20 protein-coding genes are annotated in these 21,022 nt (G+C 71.3%); 10 read left to right on the top strand and 10 right to left on the bottom strand.

Going from position 1 to position 21,022, the window contains the following annotated elements; all coding sequences use genetic code 11:
- Positions 1 to 2 precede the first annotated feature (2 nt).
- Together ACX6XY_RS10540 and ACX6XY_RS10545 are read right to left on the bottom strand one after the other, a co-directional pair.
- Entirely contained in the window at positions 3 to 809 is an 807-nt protein-coding gene (locus ACX6XY_RS10540; RefSeq protein WP_460328539.1) for a hypothetical protein, read from the bottom strand.
- A 64-nt stretch (positions 810 to 873) separates the two neighbouring features.
- Complete coding sequence (locus ACX6XY_RS10545; RefSeq protein WP_460328541.1) at positions 874 to 1,608, bottom strand: hypothetical protein; 735 nt, start codon at positions 1,606 to 1,608, stop codon at positions 874 to 876.
- Between the two features lie 287 nt (positions 1,609 to 1,895).
- Between ACX6XY_RS10545 and gcl the strand changes: the two genes are divergently transcribed.
- Positions 1,896 to 3,683, top strand: coding sequence for a glyoxylate carboligase (gcl, locus tag ACX6XY_RS10550; protein ID WP_460328543.1), 1,788 nt, complete (start codon positions 1,896 to 1,898; stop codon positions 3,681 to 3,683).
- A gap of 1,027 nt (positions 3,684 to 4,710) precedes the next feature.
- Here the strand turns inward: gcl and ACX6XY_RS10555 are convergent.
- The 3 genes from ACX6XY_RS10555 to ACX6XY_RS10565 all read right to left on the bottom strand — a co-directional run bounded on the left by ACX6XY_RS10555 (position 4,711) and on the right by ACX6XY_RS10565 (position 8,170).
- Positions 4,711 to 6,168 carry a catalase gene (locus ACX6XY_RS10555; RefSeq protein WP_460328544.1) on the bottom strand — a complete coding sequence of 486 codons (1,458 nt, stop codon included), beginning with the start codon at positions 6,166 to 6,168 and terminating at the stop codon, positions 4,711 to 4,713.
- 187 nt (positions 6,169 to 6,355) lie between these two features.
- Positions 6,356 to 7,249: a 2-hydroxy-3-oxopropionate reductase gene (locus ACX6XY_RS10560; protein WP_460328546.1), complete on the bottom strand. Its 894-nt coding sequence runs from the start codon at positions 7,247 to 7,249 to the stop codon at positions 6,356 to 6,358.
- Between the two features lie 63 nt (positions 7,250 to 7,312).
- Complete coding sequence (locus ACX6XY_RS10565) at positions 7,313 to 8,170, bottom strand: TIM barrel protein (protein WP_460328548.1); 858 nt, start codon at positions 8,168 to 8,170, stop codon at positions 7,313 to 7,315.
- A 123-nt stretch (positions 8,171 to 8,293) separates the two neighbouring features.
- Between ACX6XY_RS10565 and ACX6XY_RS10570 the strand changes: the two genes are divergently transcribed.
- The 7 genes from ACX6XY_RS10570 to ACX6XY_RS10600 all read left to right on the top strand — a co-directional run bounded on the left by ACX6XY_RS10570 (position 8,294) and on the right by ACX6XY_RS10600 (position 14,379).
- Complete coding sequence (locus ACX6XY_RS10570; protein ID WP_460328550.1) at positions 8,294 to 8,557, top strand: hypothetical protein; 264 nt, start codon at positions 8,294 to 8,296, stop codon at positions 8,555 to 8,557.
- The gene (locus ACX6XY_RS10575; RefSeq protein ID WP_460328552.1) at positions 8,554 to 8,931 is read left to right on the top strand and encodes a helix-turn-helix domain-containing protein; all 378 of its coding nucleotides are present in this window, start codon (positions 8,554 to 8,556) and stop codon (positions 8,929 to 8,931) included. The genes ACX6XY_RS10570 and ACX6XY_RS10575 overlap by 4 nt, the downstream gene beginning before the upstream one ends.
- Positions 8,932 to 9,109: 178 nt before the next feature.
- Entirely contained in the window at positions 9,110 to 9,631 is a 522-nt protein-coding gene (uraD, locus tag ACX6XY_RS10580; protein WP_460328554.1) for a 2-oxo-4-hydroxy-4-carboxy-5-ureidoimidazoline decarboxylase, read from the top strand.
- A complete protein-coding gene (gene uraH, locus ACX6XY_RS10585) occupies positions 9,628 to 10,026 on the top strand; it encodes a hydroxyisourate hydrolase (RefSeq protein WP_460328556.1) in 399 nt (132 codons plus the stop codon). The genes uraD and uraH overlap by 4 nt, the downstream gene beginning before the upstream one ends.
- A 5-nt stretch (positions 10,027 to 10,031) precedes the next feature.
- Positions 10,032 to 10,955, top strand: coding sequence for a factor-independent urate hydroxylase (gene pucL / locus ACX6XY_RS10590; RefSeq protein WP_460328558.1), 924 nt, complete (start codon positions 10,032 to 10,034; stop codon positions 10,953 to 10,955).
- Positions 10,956 to 11,222: 267 nt separating this feature from the next.
- Positions 11,223 to 12,599, top strand: coding sequence for an 8-oxoguanine deaminase (locus tag ACX6XY_RS10595; protein ID WP_460328559.1), 1,377 nt, complete (start codon positions 11,223 to 11,225; stop codon positions 12,597 to 12,599).
- Between the two features lie 430 nt (positions 12,600 to 13,029).
- The gene (locus tag ACX6XY_RS10600) at positions 13,030 to 14,379 is read left to right on the top strand and encodes a nucleobase:cation symporter-2 family protein (RefSeq protein WP_460328676.1); all 1,350 of its coding nucleotides are present in this window, start codon (positions 13,030 to 13,032) and stop codon (positions 14,377 to 14,379) included.
- Between the two features lie 334 nt (positions 14,380 to 14,713).
- Here ACX6XY_RS10600 and ACX6XY_RS10605 read toward each other — a convergent pair whose 3' ends face one another.
- From ACX6XY_RS10605 to ACX6XY_RS10615, 3 genes are all read right to left on the bottom strand, one after another.
- Entirely contained in the window at positions 14,714 to 15,595 is an 882-nt protein-coding gene (locus tag ACX6XY_RS10605) for a hypothetical protein (RefSeq protein ID WP_460328561.1), read from the bottom strand.
- The gene (locus tag ACX6XY_RS10610) at positions 15,595 to 16,893 is read right to left on the bottom strand and encodes a VWA domain-containing protein (RefSeq protein ID WP_460328564.1); all 1,299 of its coding nucleotides are present in this window, start codon (positions 16,891 to 16,893) and stop codon (positions 15,595 to 15,597) included. The genes ACX6XY_RS10605 and ACX6XY_RS10610 overlap by 1 nt, the downstream gene beginning before the upstream one ends.
- An 80-nt stretch (positions 16,894 to 16,973) precedes the next feature.
- Complete coding sequence (locus tag ACX6XY_RS10615; RefSeq protein WP_460328678.1) at positions 16,974 to 17,747, bottom strand: hypothetical protein; 774 nt, start codon at positions 17,745 to 17,747, stop codon at positions 16,974 to 16,976.
- Positions 17,748 to 17,943: 196 nt separating this feature from the next.
- Here ACX6XY_RS10615 and ACX6XY_RS10620 point away from each other — a divergent pair, with 196 nt between their 5' ends.
- On the top strand, positions 17,944 to 19,095 hold the full coding sequence (locus tag ACX6XY_RS10620; protein WP_460328566.1) for an NHL repeat-containing protein: 1,152 nt from the start codon (positions 17,944 to 17,946) through the stop codon (positions 19,093 to 19,095).
- Between the two features lie 58 nt (positions 19,096 to 19,153).
- Here ACX6XY_RS10620 and ACX6XY_RS10625 read toward each other — a convergent pair whose 3' ends face one another.
- Together ACX6XY_RS10625 and ACX6XY_RS10630 are read right to left on the bottom strand one after the other, a co-directional pair.
- Positions 19,154 to 19,489: a hypothetical protein gene (locus ACX6XY_RS10625; protein WP_460328568.1), complete on the bottom strand. Its 336-nt coding sequence runs from the start codon at positions 19,487 to 19,489 to the stop codon at positions 19,154 to 19,156.
- Positions 19,486 to 20,184: an HNH endonuclease family protein gene (locus tag ACX6XY_RS10630; protein ID WP_460328680.1), complete on the bottom strand. Its 699-nt coding sequence runs from the start codon at positions 20,182 to 20,184 to the stop codon at positions 19,486 to 19,488. The genes ACX6XY_RS10625 and ACX6XY_RS10630 overlap by 4 nt, the downstream gene beginning before the upstream one ends.
- Before the next feature lie 269 nt (positions 20,185 to 20,453).
- Between ACX6XY_RS10630 and ACX6XY_RS10635 the strand changes: the two genes are divergently transcribed.
- Positions 20,454 to 21,011, top strand: coding sequence for a GNAT family N-acetyltransferase (locus ACX6XY_RS10635; protein ID WP_460328570.1), 558 nt, complete (start codon positions 20,454 to 20,456; stop codon positions 21,009 to 21,011).
- The last annotated feature ends 11 nt before the right edge of the window (positions 21,012 to 21,022 follow it).

Here is a 21,022-nt window from a genome sequence, read left to right on the forward strand (position 1 = left end):
GATTATGCGTCGCGCCACCACGGCGAGCGGACCACTTCGTCATGTGAGACGGCGCAGTTGAGGCCGTTGACCACCTCGCCGCCCGCGATGTCCCAGCCGACCACGCCGCTGCCCTTGCGGTTGAGCTCCACCAGCCTGCTCCGTTCCGTTCCGTGACCGGTGTCGACGTCGCACTCCAGGACGGTGGTCCAGGACCGCCCGTCCAGCGCGGACACGGCCGCGAGCAGCGGCAGGACCAGCACGGCCAGCGTCAGCGCAGCCCAGTGGGACGCGTCCGCCGCGCGCTGCCGCCAGCCGGTGGGCGCGGTGTGGGTGCGGCGTCCGCCGCCGGTGGCCCGGCGGCGGCCCGTACGGTACTCGGCGATCAGTCCGAGGCGGAGCGCCTGCGCGACGGCGGCCGTCGCGAGCCCCCACCACAGGCCGTGGAACGCGCCGACCACCAGGCCGAGGGTGATCGGGAGGACGGCGGCCTGCGCCGCCAGGAGCGCCAGCGGGGCGGCGGTGTGCAGCTCGGCGCCGCCGCGGGCGGCGAAGTACGCGTACGAGGCGTGCGAGACGACGACCGCCGCGAGCGCGGCGAGCGACGGCTCGTAGAGCAGCATGCCGATCACGACGTCCGGCCAGTTGTGCGGCTCCATCGAGAGCAGCGCCTCGCGTGCGGCGGAACCGCCGCCGAGCGTCCAGGTGAGCTTGAGTACGGGCACGGCGAAGACGAGGGCGGCCAGGACCAGGTGGCCGGGGCCGCCCTTGAGGTCGGCCGCCCGGTCCCTGACCCGCTCGCTCGCCTGGGCGGTGGTGTCGTCGCTCATGGCGTCAGTCTCGGCGGGCGGGGGCCGGTGGCCCAGCCGACGCGCGGCGAGGCCCCCCGCGCTCTCAGTCGCCGCGCGCCCCCGTGCTGAACAGTTCGTCCGCCGGGCTGTTCACCGGCTGCGGGGTGCCCGTGAGGTCGAGGACGAACAGGGGCATGCCGAGCGCGTCGGCGCGGGTGCGGGCGTCGTCCGTGTATCCGGCCAGCGCGAAGTAGACGCCGATGGCGTCCGCGCTGAGGCCGGTCAGCCACAAGCACTCCACGTCGCGCAGGGTCGTCGGATGCGTGGACGGCTCGACCTGGGCCACCAGACCGGTCGCGCCGAGGCCGATCCCGGACGGCGCGCGCGGCTCGGCGCCGCGTACGTCGCCGTAGCCCAGCCACTTCAGATAGCGCGCGGCGGCGGTCACGGCGTCCCGCGCGGTGCGGATCGCCATCGGGTGGAACGCAGGGCGCGGCGCGGGCTGGGTGCGCGGCAGCGGGATGTGGGCGGGCGGTCCGGGGTCCGGTGCCGCCGGGGCGCTCCCGGCGTCGGCGCTCGACGACCGTACGGGGATGCGCAGCACCGCTCCGCAGTCGCACCCCAGCTCCGGCTGCGGCCATTGGTCGTGGCGCCCGCAGGCCGGACAGCGCACCGTCACCCAGTCGTCCGCCCAGGTGCGGTGCGTGATCGGCACCGGTGACACGCCGCGCCGTACCGGCGGGGCGACCGGGGCGCCGCAGCTACAGGGAAAGGACGGGGGCGCGTAGTAGTGCTCCCGACGGCAGGCCGGGCAGTGCACCGGCACGCTCTCGCCCATGACGGCCTCTCGCTCTAGACGTCTGTTCCGTTGTTCCGTTCGTCCCCCGGATGCGTTCTGTGTGCCCATCGTGCGCCAGGAGTGAACCCCTGGCGAGTGACTTCCGGCCATCCGTTCGCGCTTTCGGCCATCCGCCCGCATCCGGGCGGGGGTTCCCGATGTCTGCGGGTCTTGACGCTTCCCCTGACCTCCCCATACATTGCTTCCGTATTGCAGAACAATACTTTCGCATCGTGAAAGTTACGAATACGCGAGAGTGCCTGACAGGTCGAACGCAGGAGTACTCGATGCCTCGAATGACAGTCGCAGCGGCGGCAGTGGAGATCCTCAAGCGCGAAGGCGTGACGAACGCGTTCGGTGTGCCGGGCGCCGCGATCAACCCCTTCTACAAGGCCCTTCAGCAGGTCGGCGGGATCGACCACACCCTCGCGCGGCACGTCGAGGGCGCCTCGCACATGGCCGAGGGCTACACCCGCACCCACCCCGGCAACATCGGCGTCTGCATCGGTACCTCGGGCCCCGCGGGCACCGACATGATCACCGGGCTCTACTCCGCCACCGGTGACTCGATCCCGATCCTGTGCATCACCGGGCAGGCGCCCAGCCACCTCCTGACCAAGGAGGACTTCCAGGCCGTCGACATCGCCTCGATCGCCAAGCCGGTCTCGAAGATGGCGGTCACCGTCCTGGAGGCCGCGCAGGTTCCCGGCGTCTTCCAGCAGGCCTTCCACCTGATGCGCTCCGGCCGTCCGGGTCCGGTCCTGATCGACCTGCCGATCGACGTCCAGCTGGCCGAGATCGACTTCGACCCGGAGACGTACGAGCCGCTGCCGGTCTACAAGCCGTCCGCGACCCGCGCCCAGATCGAGAAGGCGCTCTCCTTCCTGCTGGAGTCCGAGCGCCCGCTGATCGTGGCCGGCGGCGGCATCATCAACGCCGACGCGAGCGACCTGCTGGTCGAGTTCGCCGAGCTCACCGGCACGCCTGTCGTTCCCACGCTGATGGGCTGGGGCGCCATCCCCGACGACCACGAGCTGAACGCGGGCATGGTCGGCCAGCAGACCGGTCACCGCTACGGCAACGCGACGTTCCTGGAGTCGGACTTCGTCCTGGGCATCGGCAACCGCTGGGCCAACCGCCACACCGGCTACAAGCTGGACGTGTACCGCGAGGGCCGCAAGTTCGTCCACGTCGACATCGAGCCGACCCAGATCGGCAAGATCTTCGCCCCGGACTACGGCATCGCCTCCGACGCCAAGGACGCCCTGGAGCTGTTCGTCGAGGTCGCCAAGGAGCTGAAGGCCGCGGGCAAGCTGCCCGACCGCAGCGAGTGGATCGCCTCGCACCTGGAGCGCAAGGGCAGCCTCCAGCGCCGTACGCACTTCGACAACGTGCCGATGAAGCCGCAGCGCGTCTACGAGGAGATGAACAAGGCCTTCGGCCCCGAGACGCGCTACGTCACCACGATCGGCCTCTCGCAGATCGCGGGCGCGCAGATGCTGCACGTCTACAAGCCGCGGCACTGGATCAACTGCGGCCAGGCCGGACCGCTCGGCTGGACCATCCCGGCCGCGCTCGGCGTCGCCAAGGCCGACCCGGAGTCCCCGGTCGTCGCGCTGTCCGGCGACTATGACTTCCAGTTCATGATCGAGGAGCTGGCGGTCGGCGCGCAGCACCGCATCCCGTACGTGCACGTCCTGGTCAACAACGCCTATCTCGGGCTGATCCGCCAGGCGCAGATCGGTCTGGACATCAACTTCCAGGTCAACCTGGAGTTCGAGAACCAGAACTCGCCGGAGCTGGGCGTGTACGGCGTCGACCACGTCAAGGTCGCCGAGGGCCTGGGCTGCAAGGCGATCCGCGTCACCGAGCCCGACCAGCTGCTGCCCGCCTTCGAGGAGGCCAAGAAGCTGGCGCAGGAGTACCGGGTGCCGGTCGTCGTCGAGGCGATCCTGGAGCGCGTCACCAACATCGCGATGAGCCCGACGGCGGACATCAGCGCCGTCAAGGAGTTCGAGGAGCTGGCGACCGAGCCGGGCCACGCGCCCACGGCGATCCGCCCGATCACCGCCTGACGCCGCGCGTCAGCCGCACCACGCAGGGGCGGTCCACCCGGAGGGGGGTGGACCGCCCCTGAGGCGTGCGCCGCCCCCGTGCGTACGGCCCTCGGCGGGCTGGGGGGGGCTTATGCGGCTCCGTGGCGGGCGGGAGGGGGGGCAGCGAGCCACACCGGCAGCCTGCCGCAGGCCAGGCCACGCGCCCTGCGGCCGGGCTGTCTGCGGCCCGCGGTGGTCCGTCCGTGGCCCGCGGTGAGCCGGTGCACGCCGGGGCGGGCCCGTCCAGGGTGGTGGCGGTGGCGGTGGCGGTGTGCGGTCCGTGGTGAGGGGTGGCAGGCGGTTGCCGCGGCTCATCCGCAGCCGCATCCGCCGCATCCGCCGCCCCCGCCTCCTCCTCCTCCGCATCCGTCGCCGCTGCTGTTGCCGCTGGTGCCGCCGCCGCAGCCGCCGCTTCTGGTGTCACCGCGCTGCGCGCCTCCGGCCCACCAGCTGCCGCCCGCCGCCGAGCCCCCCAGGGCCGTACCGGCGGCGTGGTGGCGGCCCGAGCGCCGGGAGCCGCTACGCGCACGCGGCGGTGACGGCCGGGCGCGCCAGTACATGACCGCCGCTCCCAGCCCCACGGCGGCCATCACCCCTATAGCCCAAGCGAGTTCACCCATACGGCGAGTGTGGACCAGCAAGGTGACGACACGGCAAAGCGCCGAGTACGGGACCGTCCGTACTCGGCGCTCTGGTATGGGGGAGGGGAGTTGATGACCGTCCGACGGCGCAAGGCTGGCGCGACAGGACATTCGCGCCGCCGGACGGAGTCTGGGGTTCCCCGAAGGGGGAAAGTCGGCTGGGGCCGCGGCGGATGCGATGGAGCAGCTGCGCCGTTTCCCTCAGGTCGAGAAGGGCGTTGCTGGACCTTTACCACCGCACTGGCTCGCACACCGCCGCGGACCCGTGCCCGCCCGTGTCGCGCACCACCCCTCATCCGGGTGCGCGGCACGGGCTCGCGTCCGGGAGCTGACCTCTCGTCAGACCCCGTACGCAGCTGGGGAGATCAGTCGTCGCGCAGGGCGCGGACGGCCTCCTCGACGCGCTTGCCGTAGTCGGCGTCGGCGGCGCGGAAGTGGGCCAGGTTCTTCTCGATGACGTCCTCGCGGGACACCTGCGAGAGACCACCGGCGATGTTGGCGACCAGGCGGCCCTTCTCGTCCTCGGACATCAGGCGGTAGAGCTCACCGGCCTGGAAGAAGTGGTCGTCCTTGGTGTGCAGCGGCGCCTCGTGGGTGCCGGTGTGGCCGTTCACCGCCAGCGGGGCGGACAGCGCCTGGCCGGTCTCGGCCGGACCGTCGTACGAGTTGGGCTCGTAGTTCTTGCGGTCGCGCGGGTAGGCGTTGGTCGCCATGAGGCCGTCGCGGCCGTAGTTGTCGGCCTGGGTCGCCTTGGGGGCGTTGACCGCCAGCTGGGTGTGGTTGACGCCCAGGCGGTAGCGGTGCGCGTCCGCGTAGGCGAACAGGCGGCCCTGGAGCATCTTGTCGGGCGACGGGCCGATGCCCGGAACGAAGTTGTTCGGCGAGAACGCGGACTGCTCGACCTCGGCGAAGACGTTGTCCGGGTTGCGGTCCAGGACCAGGCGGCCGACCCGCTGGAGCGGGTAGTCGCTGTGCGGCCACACCTTGGTGAGGTCGAACGGGTTGAAGCGGTAGTCCGCGGCCTCGGCGGCCGGCATGATCTGGACGTACAGCGTCCAGGACGGGTTCACGCCGCGCTCGATGGCCTGCAGCAGGTCCGTCTGGTGGCTGTTGGGGTCCTGACCCGCCAGCTCGGCGCCCTGCTCCGAGGACAGACAGCGGATGCCCTGGTTCGTCTTGAAGTGGTACTTGACGAAGAAGGCCTCGCCCTGGGCGTTGGTCCACTGGTAGGTGTGGGAACCGTAGCCGTTCATGTGGCGGTACGAGGCGGGGATGCCGCGGTCGCCCATCAGCCAGGTGATCTGGTGGGTGGCCTCGGGGGCGTGCGCCCAGAAGTCCCAGACGTTGTCCGCCTCCTGCTTGCCCGTGAACGGGTCGCGCTTCTGGGAGTGGATGAAGTCGGGGAACTTGATCGGGTCCTTGATGAAGAACACCGGGGTGTTGTTGCCGACGAGGTCGTAGTTGCCCTCTTCGGTGTAGAACTTCAGGGCGAAGCCGCGCGGGTCGCGGACCGCGTCCGCGCCGCCGAGGTTGTCGGCCACGGTCGAGAAGCGCAGGAACGTCTCGGTGCGCTTGCCGACGGTGTTCAGGAAGTCGGCCGAGGTGAAGCCGGTGACGTCGTCCGTCACCTCGAAGTAGCCGTACGCGCCGGAGCCACGGGCGTGCACCACGCGCTCCGGGATGCGCTCGCGGTTGAACCGGGCGAGCTTCTCAAGAAGCTGCTGGTCCTGGAGCAGGAGCGGGCCACCGACGCCGGCGGTGGCGGAGTTCTGATTGTCGGCGACCGGGGCGCCAGACTCGGTCGTAAGCACGCGCTTCGACATGGTGACCTTCCGTGCGGGGGTTGCTGAGCGGAATGCTATTTCCGCGATGTGGAGCGTAAGTTCGAGGTGAACCAGACGTCAACAGTTTGTTGAAGTTCGATGAGTGTTCCGGGCGGCGCCGGCGCCTGGGCGCGACAGGACAGGTGTCAGCACCGGCGCCGCCCGGAGATCAGGGGACCCGGACGGGTCAGGCGACCTGCTGGCCGGACAGCCGCTCGACCGAGCGCAGCAGCGCGGAGTGGTCCAGGCCGCCGTCGCCCTGGGCGCGCAGCGAGGCCACCAGCTGGGCGACGACGCCGCCGACCGGCAGCGCGGCGCCGACGTTGCGGGCGGCGTCGGTGACGATGCCCATGTCCTTGTGGTGCAGGTCGATGCGGAAGCCCGGCTTGAAGTCGTGGTTGAGGAAGTTGTCCTTCTTGCGGGTCAGGACCGTGGAACCGGCCAGACCGCCGTTGAGGACGTCCAGCGCGGCGGTGAGGTCCACGCCCGACTTCTCCAGGAAGACCACGGCCTCGGCGCAGGCCTGGATGTTGACCGCGACGATCAGCTGGTTGGCGGCCTTCACCGTCTGGCCGGAGCCGTGCGGGCCGCACAGGACGATGGTCTTGCCGAGGGCCTCCAGGAGCGGCTTGGCCTCGTCGAAGTCGGCCTGCTCGCCACCCACCATGATCGACAGTACGGCCTCGATGGCGCCGGCCTCGCCGCCGGAGACGGGGGCGTCGATGACGCGGATGCCCTTCTCCTTGGCGTTCTTGGCCAGGTCGACGGAGGTCTGCGGGGTGATCGAGGACATGTCCACGATCAGGGAGCCGGACTTGGCGTTCTCCAGGATGCCGTCCGGGCCGTAGGCGATGGCCTCGACCTGCGGGGACGCGGGCACCATCGTGACGATCACGTCGGCGTCCTTGACGGCCTCGGCGATCGACTTGGCGGCGGTGCCGCCCGCGGCCGCGAGGCGGTCCAGCTTGTCCTGCTCCAGGGTGTAACCGGTGACCTGGTAACCGGCCTTGATCAGGTTCTCGGACATGGGGGAGCCCATGATGCCGAGGCCGATCCACGCGATCTTGGGGAGGTTGCTCATGAGGGTGTCTCCTAGAAACTCTTGGTGCGTACGTCAGCGCGCGGTGCGGGCCGTCGGCCTCGGTCAGCGCGCGGCGCGGGCCTCGGCGGGCAGCCAGCCGAAGCTCTCGGTGCTCGACTGGTCGCCGGCCTTGTACTCCAGGCCGACCCAGCCGTCGTAACCGGCCTTCTTCAGCTGACCGAGGAGGTCTTCGAGCGGCAGGTCGCCGGTGCCCGGAGCGCCGCGGCCCGGATTGTCGGCGATCTGGACGTGTCCGGTCTTGGCGGTGTACTTCTCGATGACCTCGGACAGGTCCTCGCCGTTCATGGACAGGTGGTAGAGGTCCATGAGGAACTTGGCGTTGCCCAGGCCGGTCGCGGCGTTGACCGCGTCCACGATCTCGATGGCCTTGGGGGCGCTCACGATCGGGCAGAGCGGCGATTCGGGCTTGTTGAGCGCCTCGATCAGCAGGATCGCGCCGACGCGGTCGGCGGCGCGCGCCGCGATCTGGAGGTTCTCCAGCGCGAGCTTGTCCTGCTCGGCCGGGTCCACGCCCTCGACGCGGTTGCCATAGAGCGCGTTGAGCGCCTTGCAGCCGACCGAGGCGGCGAAGTCCGCGGCGATGTCGATGTTCGCGCGGAACTTCTCCGACTCCTCGCCGGGGATGGACAGCGCGCCGCGGTCGGGGCCGGGGAGCTGGCCCGCGTAGAAGTTGAGCCCGACCAGCTGGACGCCCGCGTCCTCAAGGGCCGACTTCAGGGCGTCGAGCTCGGACCGCGCCGGAGTGGGGGAGTCGACCCAGGGCCACCACAGCTCGACCGCGGTGAAGCCGGCCGCGGCGGCGGCCGCGGGGCGCTCCAGCAGCGGGAGCTCCGTGTAGAGGATCGACAGGTTGACGTTGAAGCGCTGGTCCGAGGCTGCGTCCACCGAGAAGCTTGCCATGAGGGGCGGCACTCCTTCCGTATAGCGGAAAGTTGTTTCTACCTGATGGAAGATTGCCTGCGGTCCTGGTCGGCTGTCAAGTAGGGACTCCGCAAATCCGCAAACGCGCAGTAGGTTGACCGCGTGCGATTGAGAGTGGAGTTCACGACCGAGCCCTTCGACCTCGACGAGGCGCCCGCCCATGCGGTGGCGGCCCGCGACGTCATCCAGGCGGCCGAACTGGACGCCGTGGACGTCGGCCCCTTCGGCAACACCGCGGAGGGCGGCGCCGACGCCGTGCTGGCCGCCGTCGACGCGCTGCTGCGCGAGTCCCTGGCGGCCGGGGCGACCCGCGTCTCGCTCCAGGTCAACGTGGTGGGAACGACCGGGGAGGGGGAGGAGCGGTGACCGAGCCCCGCGACCACCCCTTCGTCACCGCGGTCAAGCCGCTCGTCGACGCCATGGGCGCCGAGCTGCTCAGCCCCCAGGACGCGGACGGCGACGACGTCGTCCTCGCGTGGGAGGGCGAGGACGTACTCGCCGTCCGGCTGCCCCAGCTCGCGGACTCCCTGGACCGCATCCTGGCCGCCCTGGAGCGCAAGCACGGCAGGCCGCTCGCGGAGCTGGACCGCAAGGCGAAGCAGGAAGTCGTACGGATACTCGAGGGGCGCGGCGCCTTCTCCGTGCGGCACGGCGTGGAGACCGTGGCCGGGGCGCTGGGGGTGTCCCGGTTCACCGTTTACAACTATCTGAACCGGGAGAACGCGGCCAAGGGGGAGTAGGCCGAGCGGTCCGCGCGCTGGCAGCCCGGTCCGTCGTCACGCACCGTAGAGGAGTCGTCGCCCAGATGTCGGGCGGCGGCTCCTTTGTTCAATTGATTTCAACAAAGTGTTGACGTCGTGTTGTGGAGGGTCTTAGCTAATCCCCAGCCCGTCCAGAACAAGCCACGGAGGCTAACCCGTGACTTCAGGTACCACGCCGGGTCTCACCCGGTTCAACGCCTTGCCGGACACCGCGGCCACCGCGGAGCTCCACGAGGTGTGCGCCAGCTCGGCCTGGGGGAGCAAGCTGCTCGCCCAGCGCCCGTACGCCACCGCCGAATCCCTCTTCGCCGCCAGCGACGCCGCCATGGCCGAGCTGACCACGGCGGACCTGGAAGAGGCGATGGCGGGGCACCCGCCGATCGGGCGTCCGAAGCCCGGTGACCCGACATCGGCGCGCGAGCAGCGCGGCATGGCCGGAGCCTCCGACGAGCTCAAGCGGGAACTGCTCGAACTCAACCTGGCCTACCAGGACAAGTTCGGTCACGTCTTCCTGATCTGCGCGACCGGCGCCACCGGCGAGCAGATGCTCGAAGCCCTGAAGGCCCGGATCGGGAACACCGCCGAGCAGGAGCGGGCCATCGTCCGCACCGAACTGGGCAAGATCAACCGCATCCGGCTGACGCGCCTCACCGAGGCGCGCGAGGAAGGCAACCGATGAGCACCGACACCACCGCATCGGTGTCCACCCACATCCTGGACACCAGCGTCGGCCGCCCTGCCGAGGGCGTCGCCGTCTCCCTCGCCGCCCGCGCGGGCGGCGATGAGGAGTGGACCGCCCTGGGCGGTTCGCGCACCGACGCGGACGGGCGCTGCAAGGACCTCCCGGCCCTGCCGGAGGGCACTGCCCACGTACGTCTCGACTTCGAGACCGAGGCGTACTTCCTGAGCAAGAACCCACAGCAAGCCGAGGCGCAGCAGGACGCCCCCGCGAATCGGGACAGCGGTGCGTTCTTCCCGGAGGTGGCGATCACATTCGCCGTCACGCCGGGCGAGCACTACCACGTACCGCTGCTGCTCAACCCGTTCGGCTACTCCGTTTACCGAGGGAGCTAGCAGACATGCCCACGATTCTCGGCCAGAACCAGTACGGCAAAGCAGAGAACCGCGTCGTCAAGGTCACGCGGGACGGCGACACCCACCACATCAAGGACCTGAACGTCTCGGTCGCGCTCTCCGGCGACCTCGACGATGTGCACTACTCGGGTTCCAACGCCCACTGCCTGCCGACCGACACCACCAAGAACACGGTGTTCGCGTTCGCCAAGGAATACGGCATCGAGTCCGCCGAGCAGTTCGGCATCCACCTGGCCCGTCACTTCGTGACCTCCCAGGAGCCGATCCACCGCGCGCGCATCCGCATCGAGGAGTACGCCTGGGACCGCATCGCGACGTCCGACGCCAACTCCAAGTTCATCGGCTCGGACGAGGTCAACCACTCGTTCGTCCGCAAGGGCCAGGAGACCCGCACCACCCAGATCACCTTCGACGGTGAGAAGTGGGAGGTCATCTCCGGCCTGAAGGACCTGGTGGTCATGAACTCCACCAACTCGGAGTTCTGGGGCTACATCAAGGACAAGTACACGACGCTCAAGGAAGCCTACGACCGCATCCTGGCCACCCAGGTGTCCGGCTGCTGGCGCTTCAACTGGAGCGACGACGAGCAGCGCATGCCCAACTGGGAGAAGTCCTACGAGCAGGTCAAGAAGCACATGCTGCAGGCCTTCGCCGAGACCTACTCGCTCTCGCTGCAGCAGACCCTGTACCAGATGGGCTCGCGCATCATCAACCACCGTTCGGAGGTCGACGAGGTCCGCTTCTCGCTCCCGAACAAGCACCACTTCCTGGTGGACCTGGAGCCGTTCGGCCTCAAGAACGACAACGAGGTCTACTACGCGGCCGACCGCCCGTACGGCCTGATCGAGGCCACCGTCCTGCGCGACGGCGTCGAGCCGCGGATCCCGGTCGACATGACCAACCTCTGACCCCGGAGTCAGAGCGCAGCCAGCTCCGGCCCTGAGCCGGAGCGCCGACACCTCCGACGCGAATGCGCCGGCGTCTCCCCCGGAACCAGGTCCGACAGCCCGGTTCCGGGGGCCAGGAGGGGAGCGGGGGCATCTGCGCAGCATCCGCACCCGCGACCGCGACCAGCGGTCGCCCGTGCATCACGGACTCGGTCGTCACCCCGCTCGACCCCCGAGCCCGTGCGAATCCGGGTGAGACACCACCCGTGAGAGGAACGAGGACCCGCCATGGCGGCTTCGCGCATCGTCATCGAGAACTGCGCCATCGCGACCGTGGACGCGAACGACACCGAGTACGCGTCGGGCCATGTCGTCGTCGCGGGCAACCGGATCGAGTCGGTCGGCGCGGGCAAGGCCCCCGAGAACCTTCAGAACGTGGCCCGCCGCATCGACGGCACCGGCCACCTGCTCACGCCGGGCCTGGTCAACACGCACCACCACTTCTACCAGTGGATCACGCGCGGTCTCGCCACCGACCACAACCTCTTCGACTGGCTCGTCGCCCTCTACCCCACGTGGGCGCGCATCGACGAGCAGATGGCGAAGGCCGCCGCACAGGGCTCGCTCGCGATGATGGCCCGCGGCGGCGTCACCACCGCGATGGACCACCACTACGTCTACCCGCGGGGCTCCGGCGACCTGTCCGGCGCGATCATCGGCGCCGCGGCCGACATGGGCGTCCGCCTCACGCTGGCCCGCGGCTCCATGGACCGCGGCGAGAAGGACGGCGGCCTGCCCCCGGACTTCGCCGTGGAGACCCTCGACGGCGCGCTCGCCGCCACCGCCGCGACCGTCGACGAGCACCATGACGCCTCCTTCGACGCGATGACGCAGATCGCCGTCGCCCCCTGCTCCCCGTTCTCCGTCTCCACCGAACTGCTCAGGCAGGCGGCCGAACTTGCCCGCGCCAAGGGCGTACGGCTGCACACCCACGGCTCGGAGACCGTGGAGGAGGAGAAGTTCTGCCACGAACTGTTCGGCATGGGCCCGACCGACTACTTCGCGTCGACCGGCTGGCTCGGCGAGGACGTGTGGATGGCGCACTGCGTCCATATGAACGACTCCGACATCGCCGCCTTCGCCCGTACGAAGACCGGCGTCGCCCACTGCCCCTCCTCCAACGCCCGCCTCGCGGCCGGGATCGCCCGTGTCCCGGACATGCTGGCGGCCGGTGTCCCGGTCGGCCTCGGCGTCGACGGCACGGCGTCCAACGAGTCCGGTGAACTGCACACCGAACTCCGCAACGCCCTGCTGATCAACCGCCTCGGCCCGCACCGGGAAGCGGCGCTGAACGCCCGCCAGGCCCTGCGTCTGGGCACCTTCGGCGGGGCGCGGGTACTCGGCCGCGCCACGCAGATCGGCTCCGTCGAAGCGGGCAAACTCGCCGACCTCGTCCTGTGGAAGGTCGACGGCATCGGACACTCCACGATCGCCGACCCGGTCACGGCGATCGTCTTCGGCGCGGCGGCCCCGGTCACCGCCTCGTTCGTCAACGGCCGGCAGATCGTCGAGAACGACCGACTGCTCACCGTCGACGAGGACGCCATCGCCCGCACCGCCCGCGACGAGGCTCAGCGCCTCGCCCGGATCGCCGCGGGCGACTGACCCCCCGGAGTCCGGCCAGGGGGGACGGCCCCTGGCCGGTCGCCGTGGACCCGAGCGGGGTCCACGGCAGCCGGATCGGCCAGGGCGGGGGACTGAGTTCCCCCGCCCTGCCGACCCGGTGAACCGTCACACCGTACGGGCCCGGCCGGGCCCCGCGGACCCGCAGCACCGGCGACCCGCACATCGCACCCCTCCGTACGACCACAACCGCACACAGCGCACCACCTGCACGACTCGCACGACCCGCACCACTTCCCCCTATGCACGCCCTCCCAGTAATCGCGTCCCCAGCGACGAGCAACCAACCGGAGGAACCGCCGTGGCTGACACGCCCAGGGTTCGAAAAGCAGTCGCCGTGCCAGAGGACAGCGAAGTCCGCGACCGGACGCCCGCCAAGCACCCGGTCGACGAGAAGCTGCCACCTCTCAAGATGATGACCAGCGGCCTCCAGCATGTGGCCGCCATGTACGCGGGCGTGGTCGCCCCGCCGCTCATCGTCGGAGCGGCCGTCGGGCTCTCCGCCAAGGAGCTCACCTTCCTCACCGGAGCCAGTCTCTTCACGGCCGGACTGGCCACCCTCCTGCAGACACTGGGCATCTGGAACATCGGAGCACGGCTGCCGTTCGTCAACGGCGTCACCTTCGCGGGCGTCGCCCCGATGCTCGCGGTCGTCGACCAGACCAAGGACAAGGACGACGCGCTGCCGATCATCTTCGGCGCGATCATCGTCGCGGGTCTGCTCGGCTTCGTCGGCGCTCCGTTCTTCTCCAAACTGGTCCGCTTCTTCCCGCCGGTCGTCACCGGCACCGTCATCACCCTGATCGGCGTCTCGCTGATGCCGGTGGCCTTCGGCTGGGCCCAGGGGCCCAATCCGGCGGCCGACGACTACGGCGCCATGAAGTACCTGGGGCTCGCGGGCATCACGCTCGTGATCGTCCTGCTGATACGCCGCTTCACCAGCGGGTTCGTCAAGCAGATCGCCGTACTGCTCGGCCTGGCCGTCGGCACCGTCATCGCGATCCCGTTCGACGCCACCGACTTCAGCGCGATGAGCGAGGCGGACATCGTCGGCTTCCCGACGCCGTTCCACTTCGGCGCCCCGCAGTTCGCCGCCGCGGCGATCGTGTCGATGGTGGTCGTCATGATCGTCTCGATGACCGAGTCCACCGCCGACATGCTGGCGCTCGGCGAGATCGTCGAACGGCCCGCGGACGAGAAGACGATCGCGGCCGGACTGCGCGCCGACACCCTCGGCTCCGCGCTCAGCCCGTTCTTCAACGGCTTCATGGCCAGCGCCTTCGCCCAGAACATCGGCCTGGTCGCGATGACCAAGATCCGCAGCCGGTTCGTGGTCGCCGTGGGCGGCGGCTTCCTGATCCTGATGGGTCTGATGCCGGTGGTCGCCTCGCTGATCGCGATCGTGCCCCGGCCGGTGCTCGGCGGCGCGGGCGTCGTGCTCTTCGGCTCGGTCGCGGCCAGCGGCATCCAGACGCTGGCCAAGGCGGGCCTGGAGAAGGACAACAACGTCCTGATCGTGGCGGTCGCGATGGCCGTCGGGCTGATCCCGATCGCGGCCCCGGAGTTCTACCACGCCTTCCCGGACACCGCGATGATCATCCTGGACTCGGGCATCTCCACCGGGTGCGTGGCCGCGGTCGTCCTCAACCTGGTCTTCAACCACACCGGCAAGCGGCAGGACGATGACGACGTCACCGCGCCGATGGAGCCCGGCGAGGAGATCTCCGAGAGCCGGGTGCCGTCCCAGCAGGCGGCACACTGAGGGGCTCTGACGGCCCTGACGGCCCTGAGCATCGGATACGGCGTGTGCGGCCGCCCCGAGCGGGTGGTCGCACACGCCGTCAGCGACCCGATGTGGGTGCGGGCGCGGGTGAGGAGCAGCCTTACCGTCACCTGGGCCGCACCGCCGCCACGGTGCTCGCCAAGCCCGCGACGGTCACCTCCGTGTCACGGGCTCCTCGCTGCGGCTCGGCGGCGTCTGCCCAGCCCTCTCGCCGTGCCTGGCGCGGGCGTTCTCGTCGTACGCGGCGCGCGCCGTGCCGACGCGCGGTGCGGGGGAGCCCCCGAGCACCTGCCAAGGTGCTCGGGGCCGTCGGTTACGCGCGCGGGCGTGCCGGGCCGCGGGCGAGTACGTAGCCGCCCACGCCGGTGAGGGCCGCGAGGAAGCCGCCCGCCGCGGTCCACAGCCAGCGGTCCGACCACCAGCCGGACGCCCAGCCGTCCTCGGGCTCGGTGGCGGCGGCCGCCCGCCGCGCCGGGCTGTCCCCGGAATCCGAGCCGGTGCCGGAACCGGTGTCGGAGCCGGACGCCGTGTCCGTGTCGGTCACCGCTCCGTTTCCGGGCACCAGCGGCGCCGCCAGCGCGCCGTCCACCGCGTGTGAGCCGCCCACCTCCTTGAAGCCGACGGTGACCTCGGCCGTCACGGGCAGCCCCAGGTCGGCGTCCTTGAGGCCGGTGGCCGTCAGCCGCACGTAGTAGACGCCCGGCAGCGGATCGTCCGACCACTGCTCGGACCAGGCGCGTACCGGGCGCAGGGTGCAGGACAGCGAGACGGACTCGGCGTCCTGCGCCGCCCGCCTGGTCTGGGCCCCGTACATACAGGGCTGGCGGCGCCGCAGCCCGTCGTACACGTCGACCTGCCAGGTCTGGGCGCCCGCGCGGGCGTTCGGCTCCGGGAGCCGCACGGTCGCCTTGACCGTGGGCCGCTGTCCGGTGTCGGCCGGGAACTTCCAGTACAGGTACTCGCCGGTGGACGCGCTCGCGGCAGCCCGCTGCCCCGGCTCGAACGCCACGGCCGTACGGAACGACGTACCCGCCTCGGTGGGCCCGTCCCCGCTGTCCCCGCCGCCCTCGGCCGTGCTCGGGCCGCTCGACGGGGACGGGTCGTCGGCCAGGGCCGTGCCCGCCGCGCCGAACAGCGCCGTACCCGCCAGCAGCACCGTGCTGACGCCGATCCGCAACGCCTTGGTGATCCCCATCAGTTGCTCCTCCGTACCGCGCCGCGCCAGCGGGCCAGCCAGCCCCACATCACACCGGCCAGGAATCCCGAGACGGCCAGCGCACCGAGCAGCCACCAGCCGCGGCCCAGGCCGAAGAACGCCACATCGGAGGCGTCCGACGGGCCGTCCACCAGGTCGATCGCCAGCTCCACGGGCAGTCCGGGCTCCTTCTTGACGGAGGCCGGGGCGGAGTACGAGTTGCCGACCTCCAGGCACACGGTCTCCGGCTCCCCCTCGCCGTCGGTGTCGTCGGGGTCGGCCTTCGGATAGCGCAGTCCGGCCGAGATGACGTCGGTGCGGCCGCTGCCCGCGTACTCACCGCGGACGATCTCGCGCCCGTGCACGGTGACCGCCCGCAGCAGTACGCCGTAGTCGTGGTCGACCTGGCGGTCGGCCGCCACGCTCACCGAGGCGCGCAGCTCCTGGCCCGGCTTGACGTCGACCCGGTACCAGCGGTGCTCGCCGAACCTCTCCCGGTCGCTGTAGAGGCCCGATCCCACCTTGGGGGCCTTGGCACACCGGTCCGCGCCCTCCACGGCGACCGGGGTGACCGTGGGTTCGGCGGCACGGTCCACCAACTGGTTGACGCGGTCGGAGAGTTCCTCCTTGTGCCGGATCGAGGTGTAGGTGCCGCCGGTCGCGTCCGCGATGCAGCTCAGCTGGTCGCGGGTCTTGGCGTCCGGGACCAGGCCGAGGGTGTCGATGGTGAGGTTGATCCCCTTGGCCGCGAGGCCGCGGGCCACCTCGCAGGGGTCGAGCGGCGCGCAGGTGTCCTCGCCGTCCGTGATGAGGACGATCCGGCGGCTGACGTTCGCCTCGCCGCCCGCGAGGTCGGCGGCGGCCTTCAGGAGCGCGGGCCCGATCGGCGTCCAGCCGGTGGGGGCCAGGGTCGCCACCGCGGTCTTGGCGTCGGTGCGCGCGGAGCCGTCGAGTACGCCGACCGGGTAGAGCTGCTCGGTGTCCTTGCAGCCCTCCTCGCGGTCGTCGCCGCGGTAGTTGGCGCCGAGTGTGCGTATGCCGAGCTCGACCTCGCCGGGGGTCGCGTCGAGCACCTCGTTGAACGCCTGCTTCGCCGCGGCCATCCGCGAGCCGCCGTCGATGTCGCGGGCGCGCATCGAACCGCTCACGTCGAGGACGAGTTCGACCTTCGGGGCGGGGCCTTCGCTCCGCTCGTGCTCGTCGGCGAACGCGGCGCCGCCCGCCGACGGGAGCAGCCCGGCCGTCAGGGCGGCGAGCAGGGCGCAGGCGCCCGCCGTCAGCCGTTGTCTTGTGATCATCGCCGGATCCTATTGATCTTTGACGGCACATCAAAAATCGCGCCGGAATCGGCTGATCCGGTGCGCCGGGGCCGCCGGGGTCAGTCCCGGCGAGGCGACGCCAGCAGGTACCCGCCGCCGCCCCGCGCCCGGTGCCGACTGATCTGCCAGCCCGCCTGCTCCAGCGCGGCCGCGCAGGCGCCGAGGCCGTCGTCGGGCGCCGGGCCGTCGGGCGCCGGGCCGTCGGGTGCCGGGCCGTCGGGTATCAGCCGGACCGCGACGGCCTCGGGCTGCGGAGTCTCCGAGACCCGGTATCCGCCCGCGGTCGGGGACGTGTCAGCGGCCGGGGGCCCGCCGTCGGCGGCGGCCACGCCGCCCGACGGCCTTGCGGGCGCGCACCCCGCCGCCTCCAGCGCCAGCGCGGCCGCCTGCACCAGATGCGCGCGCTCCCACCCGCACAGCCGCCCCGTGTCACCGTCGGGACGTGTCATCCGGCGCAGTTCAAGAAGCCCCTGCCAGGCGCTGTCCACCTCGCGCGCCCGCCACGGCCCCGCCACGGGATCGTCCGCGCCACCCGTGCGCGCGGTGAACACCCCCGACTCCGCGCCCGCGCCGGGCACGGGCAGCGAGGACGCCGCGCTCAGCAACTCGTCACGGAGGCGATGGCCCGCGGGAGTCAGGAAGTACGCGCGCGGCGGCCGCGGATGCCGGAACGCGAGCCCCTTGCGCGCCAGCTCCTCCAACTGCGCCGCACTCCCCACAAGCCGCCCGTTCGCGGCACTGACGATCCGTCGCTGCGCCGCGGTGGCCCGCTCGGCGGGCGGCGCACTCGACGCGCCCGCGTCCGTCTTACCTGTCCCGCCCGTCTCACTCATCCCGCCCGTGTGACGTGTCCGGTTCATGAGGCGACTCCCTTCCCCGCGCTGGCCCTCGCCACCGACCACCTGACACCCATCATGCAGCCCACCACTGACAACGCCCCGGACGGCGAAATTGCTCACCCGCGTGCCTAGCCCGCTCACCCGCCCCGGCCCAGGCTGGAGTTCCCATCCCCCAGAGAAGGGCTGCTCCGTGCGTAGACGACACTTCGTCGGCGGACTCGCCGGTACCGCGGCGGGCCTCGGGCTCGCCTTATCGCCGATGAGCCAGGCCGCGGCCGGTCAACGCGACGCCGCAGACGGCGCCTGGCAGGAGGTCCCCGCACCGCCGGGCGAAGCGGCGGCCCACCTCATCGCCGTGGCGGCCGCGGGACCGGACCTCGCCTGGGCCGTCGGCGAACAAGGCCGCTACGGCGGCACCCGAGGCCGCCCGATCGCCCGTGTCTGGAACGGCACGGCTTGGTCCGCCACCGACGTCACCCACCTTGAGGGCATCGGCTGGATACGCGCCGTCTCCGGCGTCTCCGCCGACGCGGCCTGGGCCATCGGCACCGACCGTGACCGTCAGGACCGACTCCTCGCCTGGGACGGCGAGACCTGGCGGGAGACGGACTTCCCCGGCCGGGGCGAACCCGGAACCCGACTCACCGACGTCGCGGTCGGCCCCGACGGGCAGGCCTGGATCAGCGGCCGCCACGGCGACCGGGCTGGACTGCTGCGCGGCCCCGGACCGGGCCACGGACCCGCCTGGCGCTGGTGCCGCCCGCTCCCGGACGAGCAGACCCCGACGCCCACCGGCGTACACCTCACGCCCAGCGGCGAAGTCTGGGTGTACGGCGACGTCATCGCCCGCTGGGACGGCGCCTGGACAGTCGTCCCCCGCACCCTCGGCATCCGCGCTTCCGTCACCGGACTGCTCCCCGTCGCCCACGACGACATCTGGCTCACCGGCTTCGCCTTCGGCGTCGGCGGCCCGGTCGGCAAGCCGCCGGGGGTCACCCTCCAGCACTGGGACGGCGCTGAGTGGACTTCAGGTGGGTCCCCGTTCAGGGCCGGCCTGCTGAGCGGCATCACCGGTGACGCCGCCGGCCGCCCCGACCTCATCGCGGGCTGGGACTTCTGGGACCAGAAGCGCACCCACTATCTGCGTTGGGACGGCGCGGGCTGGGTGAGCGAGCGCGGCCCGGAGTCCTCGGGATCGACCTCCCTGATGAACGCGATCGCCCCGATTCCGGGCGCCGACGGCGGCTACTGGGCGGTGGGGACGGACACGTACAGCGCGTACCCGCCAGCCCAGATACGCATCGAACGCCACCGCGACGGCAGCGGCCCCGGCGCCGGCTGAACACGGCTGGCGCGCGGGGGCGGCGCCGACGCCGCCCCCGGTGTCGGGCCGGGGCGCGTCACCGGGGCACTTCGGCGCCGCCGCCCTTCCTGACGAGCTCCAGCACGTCACGATGGAGCTCGGCGAGCCCGCCCGCCGGTACGGGCGCCGGGCCACCGGTCAGCAGGTACCACTCGTCCGCGTCGGTGTACTGGACGGCCACCACCGCCCGGCCGTCGGCCAGCGTGGCGGTCGCGACCGTGAGGTCCCCGGTGATGACCCCGACCTCGTCAGTCATCGCCCCACCGGGCCCCGCCGTCACCTCATCGACGAGCGGTGCCGACGCGGCCACGTCGTCAGGTCTCGGCACGGGGACGGGGCCTGGCTCACCCGGCTTCGGGCTCTGGCTGCTCATGACCCACAAGTGTCCAGCATGGTGCCCAGCATGTCCTTCTCCGACTCGGTGACCGACAGCTCGTACGAGGACTTCACCGCCGTCCACGCCCGCCCATAGGTGCACCAGTACGACTTCTCCGGGGGCTGCCACTCGTCGGGACCCTGGTCGCCCTTGGACCGGTTCGACGACGCCGTCACCGCGATCAGCTGCGGGCGCTCCAGGTCGTTCGCGAACTCCTTGCGCTTGTCCGCGTCCCAGCGGGCGGCGCCCGACCGCCAGGCGTTGGCGAGCGGCACGATGTGGTCGATGTCCACCTTCGACGCGGAGTCCACCGTGACCCCGTCGAAGGCGCTGACCCAGGTCCCGGACACGGCCTTGCACTCGTCGTCCCGCTGTACGTCCTCGCCGTCCCGCTCCAGGACGACCTCGCGGCTGTCGCACTTGTCGCCCTGCTGCGCCCAGTGCGAGAAGGACGACCGGCTGTAGCCGCTCATCGAACCGTGCGGGGCGACCTTGAGCCCGGCCAGCTGGGTGCGGGCGGCCTCGACGGTGGGCACGCCCGGCAGGGTGCCCGCCGCGGCGGGCTTGCCGTCACCGGGGCCGTCCGCGCCGTCCGTGCCGCCCGTGCCGTCGCTCGCGTCGGCGGTGGGGGAGGCCGTGCCGTCGGGTTCCGGGGTGCTTTCGACGAGGCCGCACCCGGCGGTGGCTATCAGTACACCGACCGCCAGGAGCCCCGGCCACCTCCCGCGCCGACGCCGCGGGTCGCTGTCCTGCCGGTACTTTTCCTGCTCACACTCTGTTCGCTGCACGCCCGCAGCGTAGCGTCCGTCACCGACAGTCGGTCGTACGCCTGTTCAGGGAGTGCGGGGGGTGCGGGGAGTGCGGGGAGTGCGCAAGTCGGACTGTCAGAGGGCCGTGCGAGGATCAAGAAGCGGAAGAGGTCGAGAGTTCGACCGCCGTACGGCCGTTGTGGAGGGTGAGGATGTTCGCTGTTTCGCTGGGTGACGGGGCTGAGCTGCGGCCGCTGGAGCCGTGGCAGGCCGAGGAGTTCCTCGCCCATATGGACCGTGGCCGTGACTTCATCGGGCAGCACGTGGGACTCCCCGACATCACGTCCGACCTCGCCTCCACCCGGAAGTGGCTCCAGGTGTACGCCGACAAGGCCGCCGCCGACGTCGGCCGCCTGTACGGCATCTGGCTCGACGGCCTTCTCGTCGGCGGTGTCCTCTTCCGGACCTTCGACGTGAGCGAGGAGACCTGCGAGGCGGGCTGCTGGATCGAACCGGCCGCGTCCGGCCGGGGCCTGGTCACCCGCGCGGTGCGGGCCGCCGTCGACTGGGCGATCGAGGAGCGCGGCATGCACCGGGTGGAGTGGCATGTGTCATCCGCGAACACCCCGAGCATCAACCTGGCCAAGCGGCTCGGCATGACCTGCGACGGCGTCCTGCGCGAGAACTCCCCGTACCGGGGCATACGGCAGAACACCGAGATCTGGTCGGTGCTCGCCCCTGAGTGGAAGGCCGCGCACAGCGCCGGCTGACGTCCCGCGGA

Source organism: Streptomyces sp. O3, assembly GCF_054788135.1.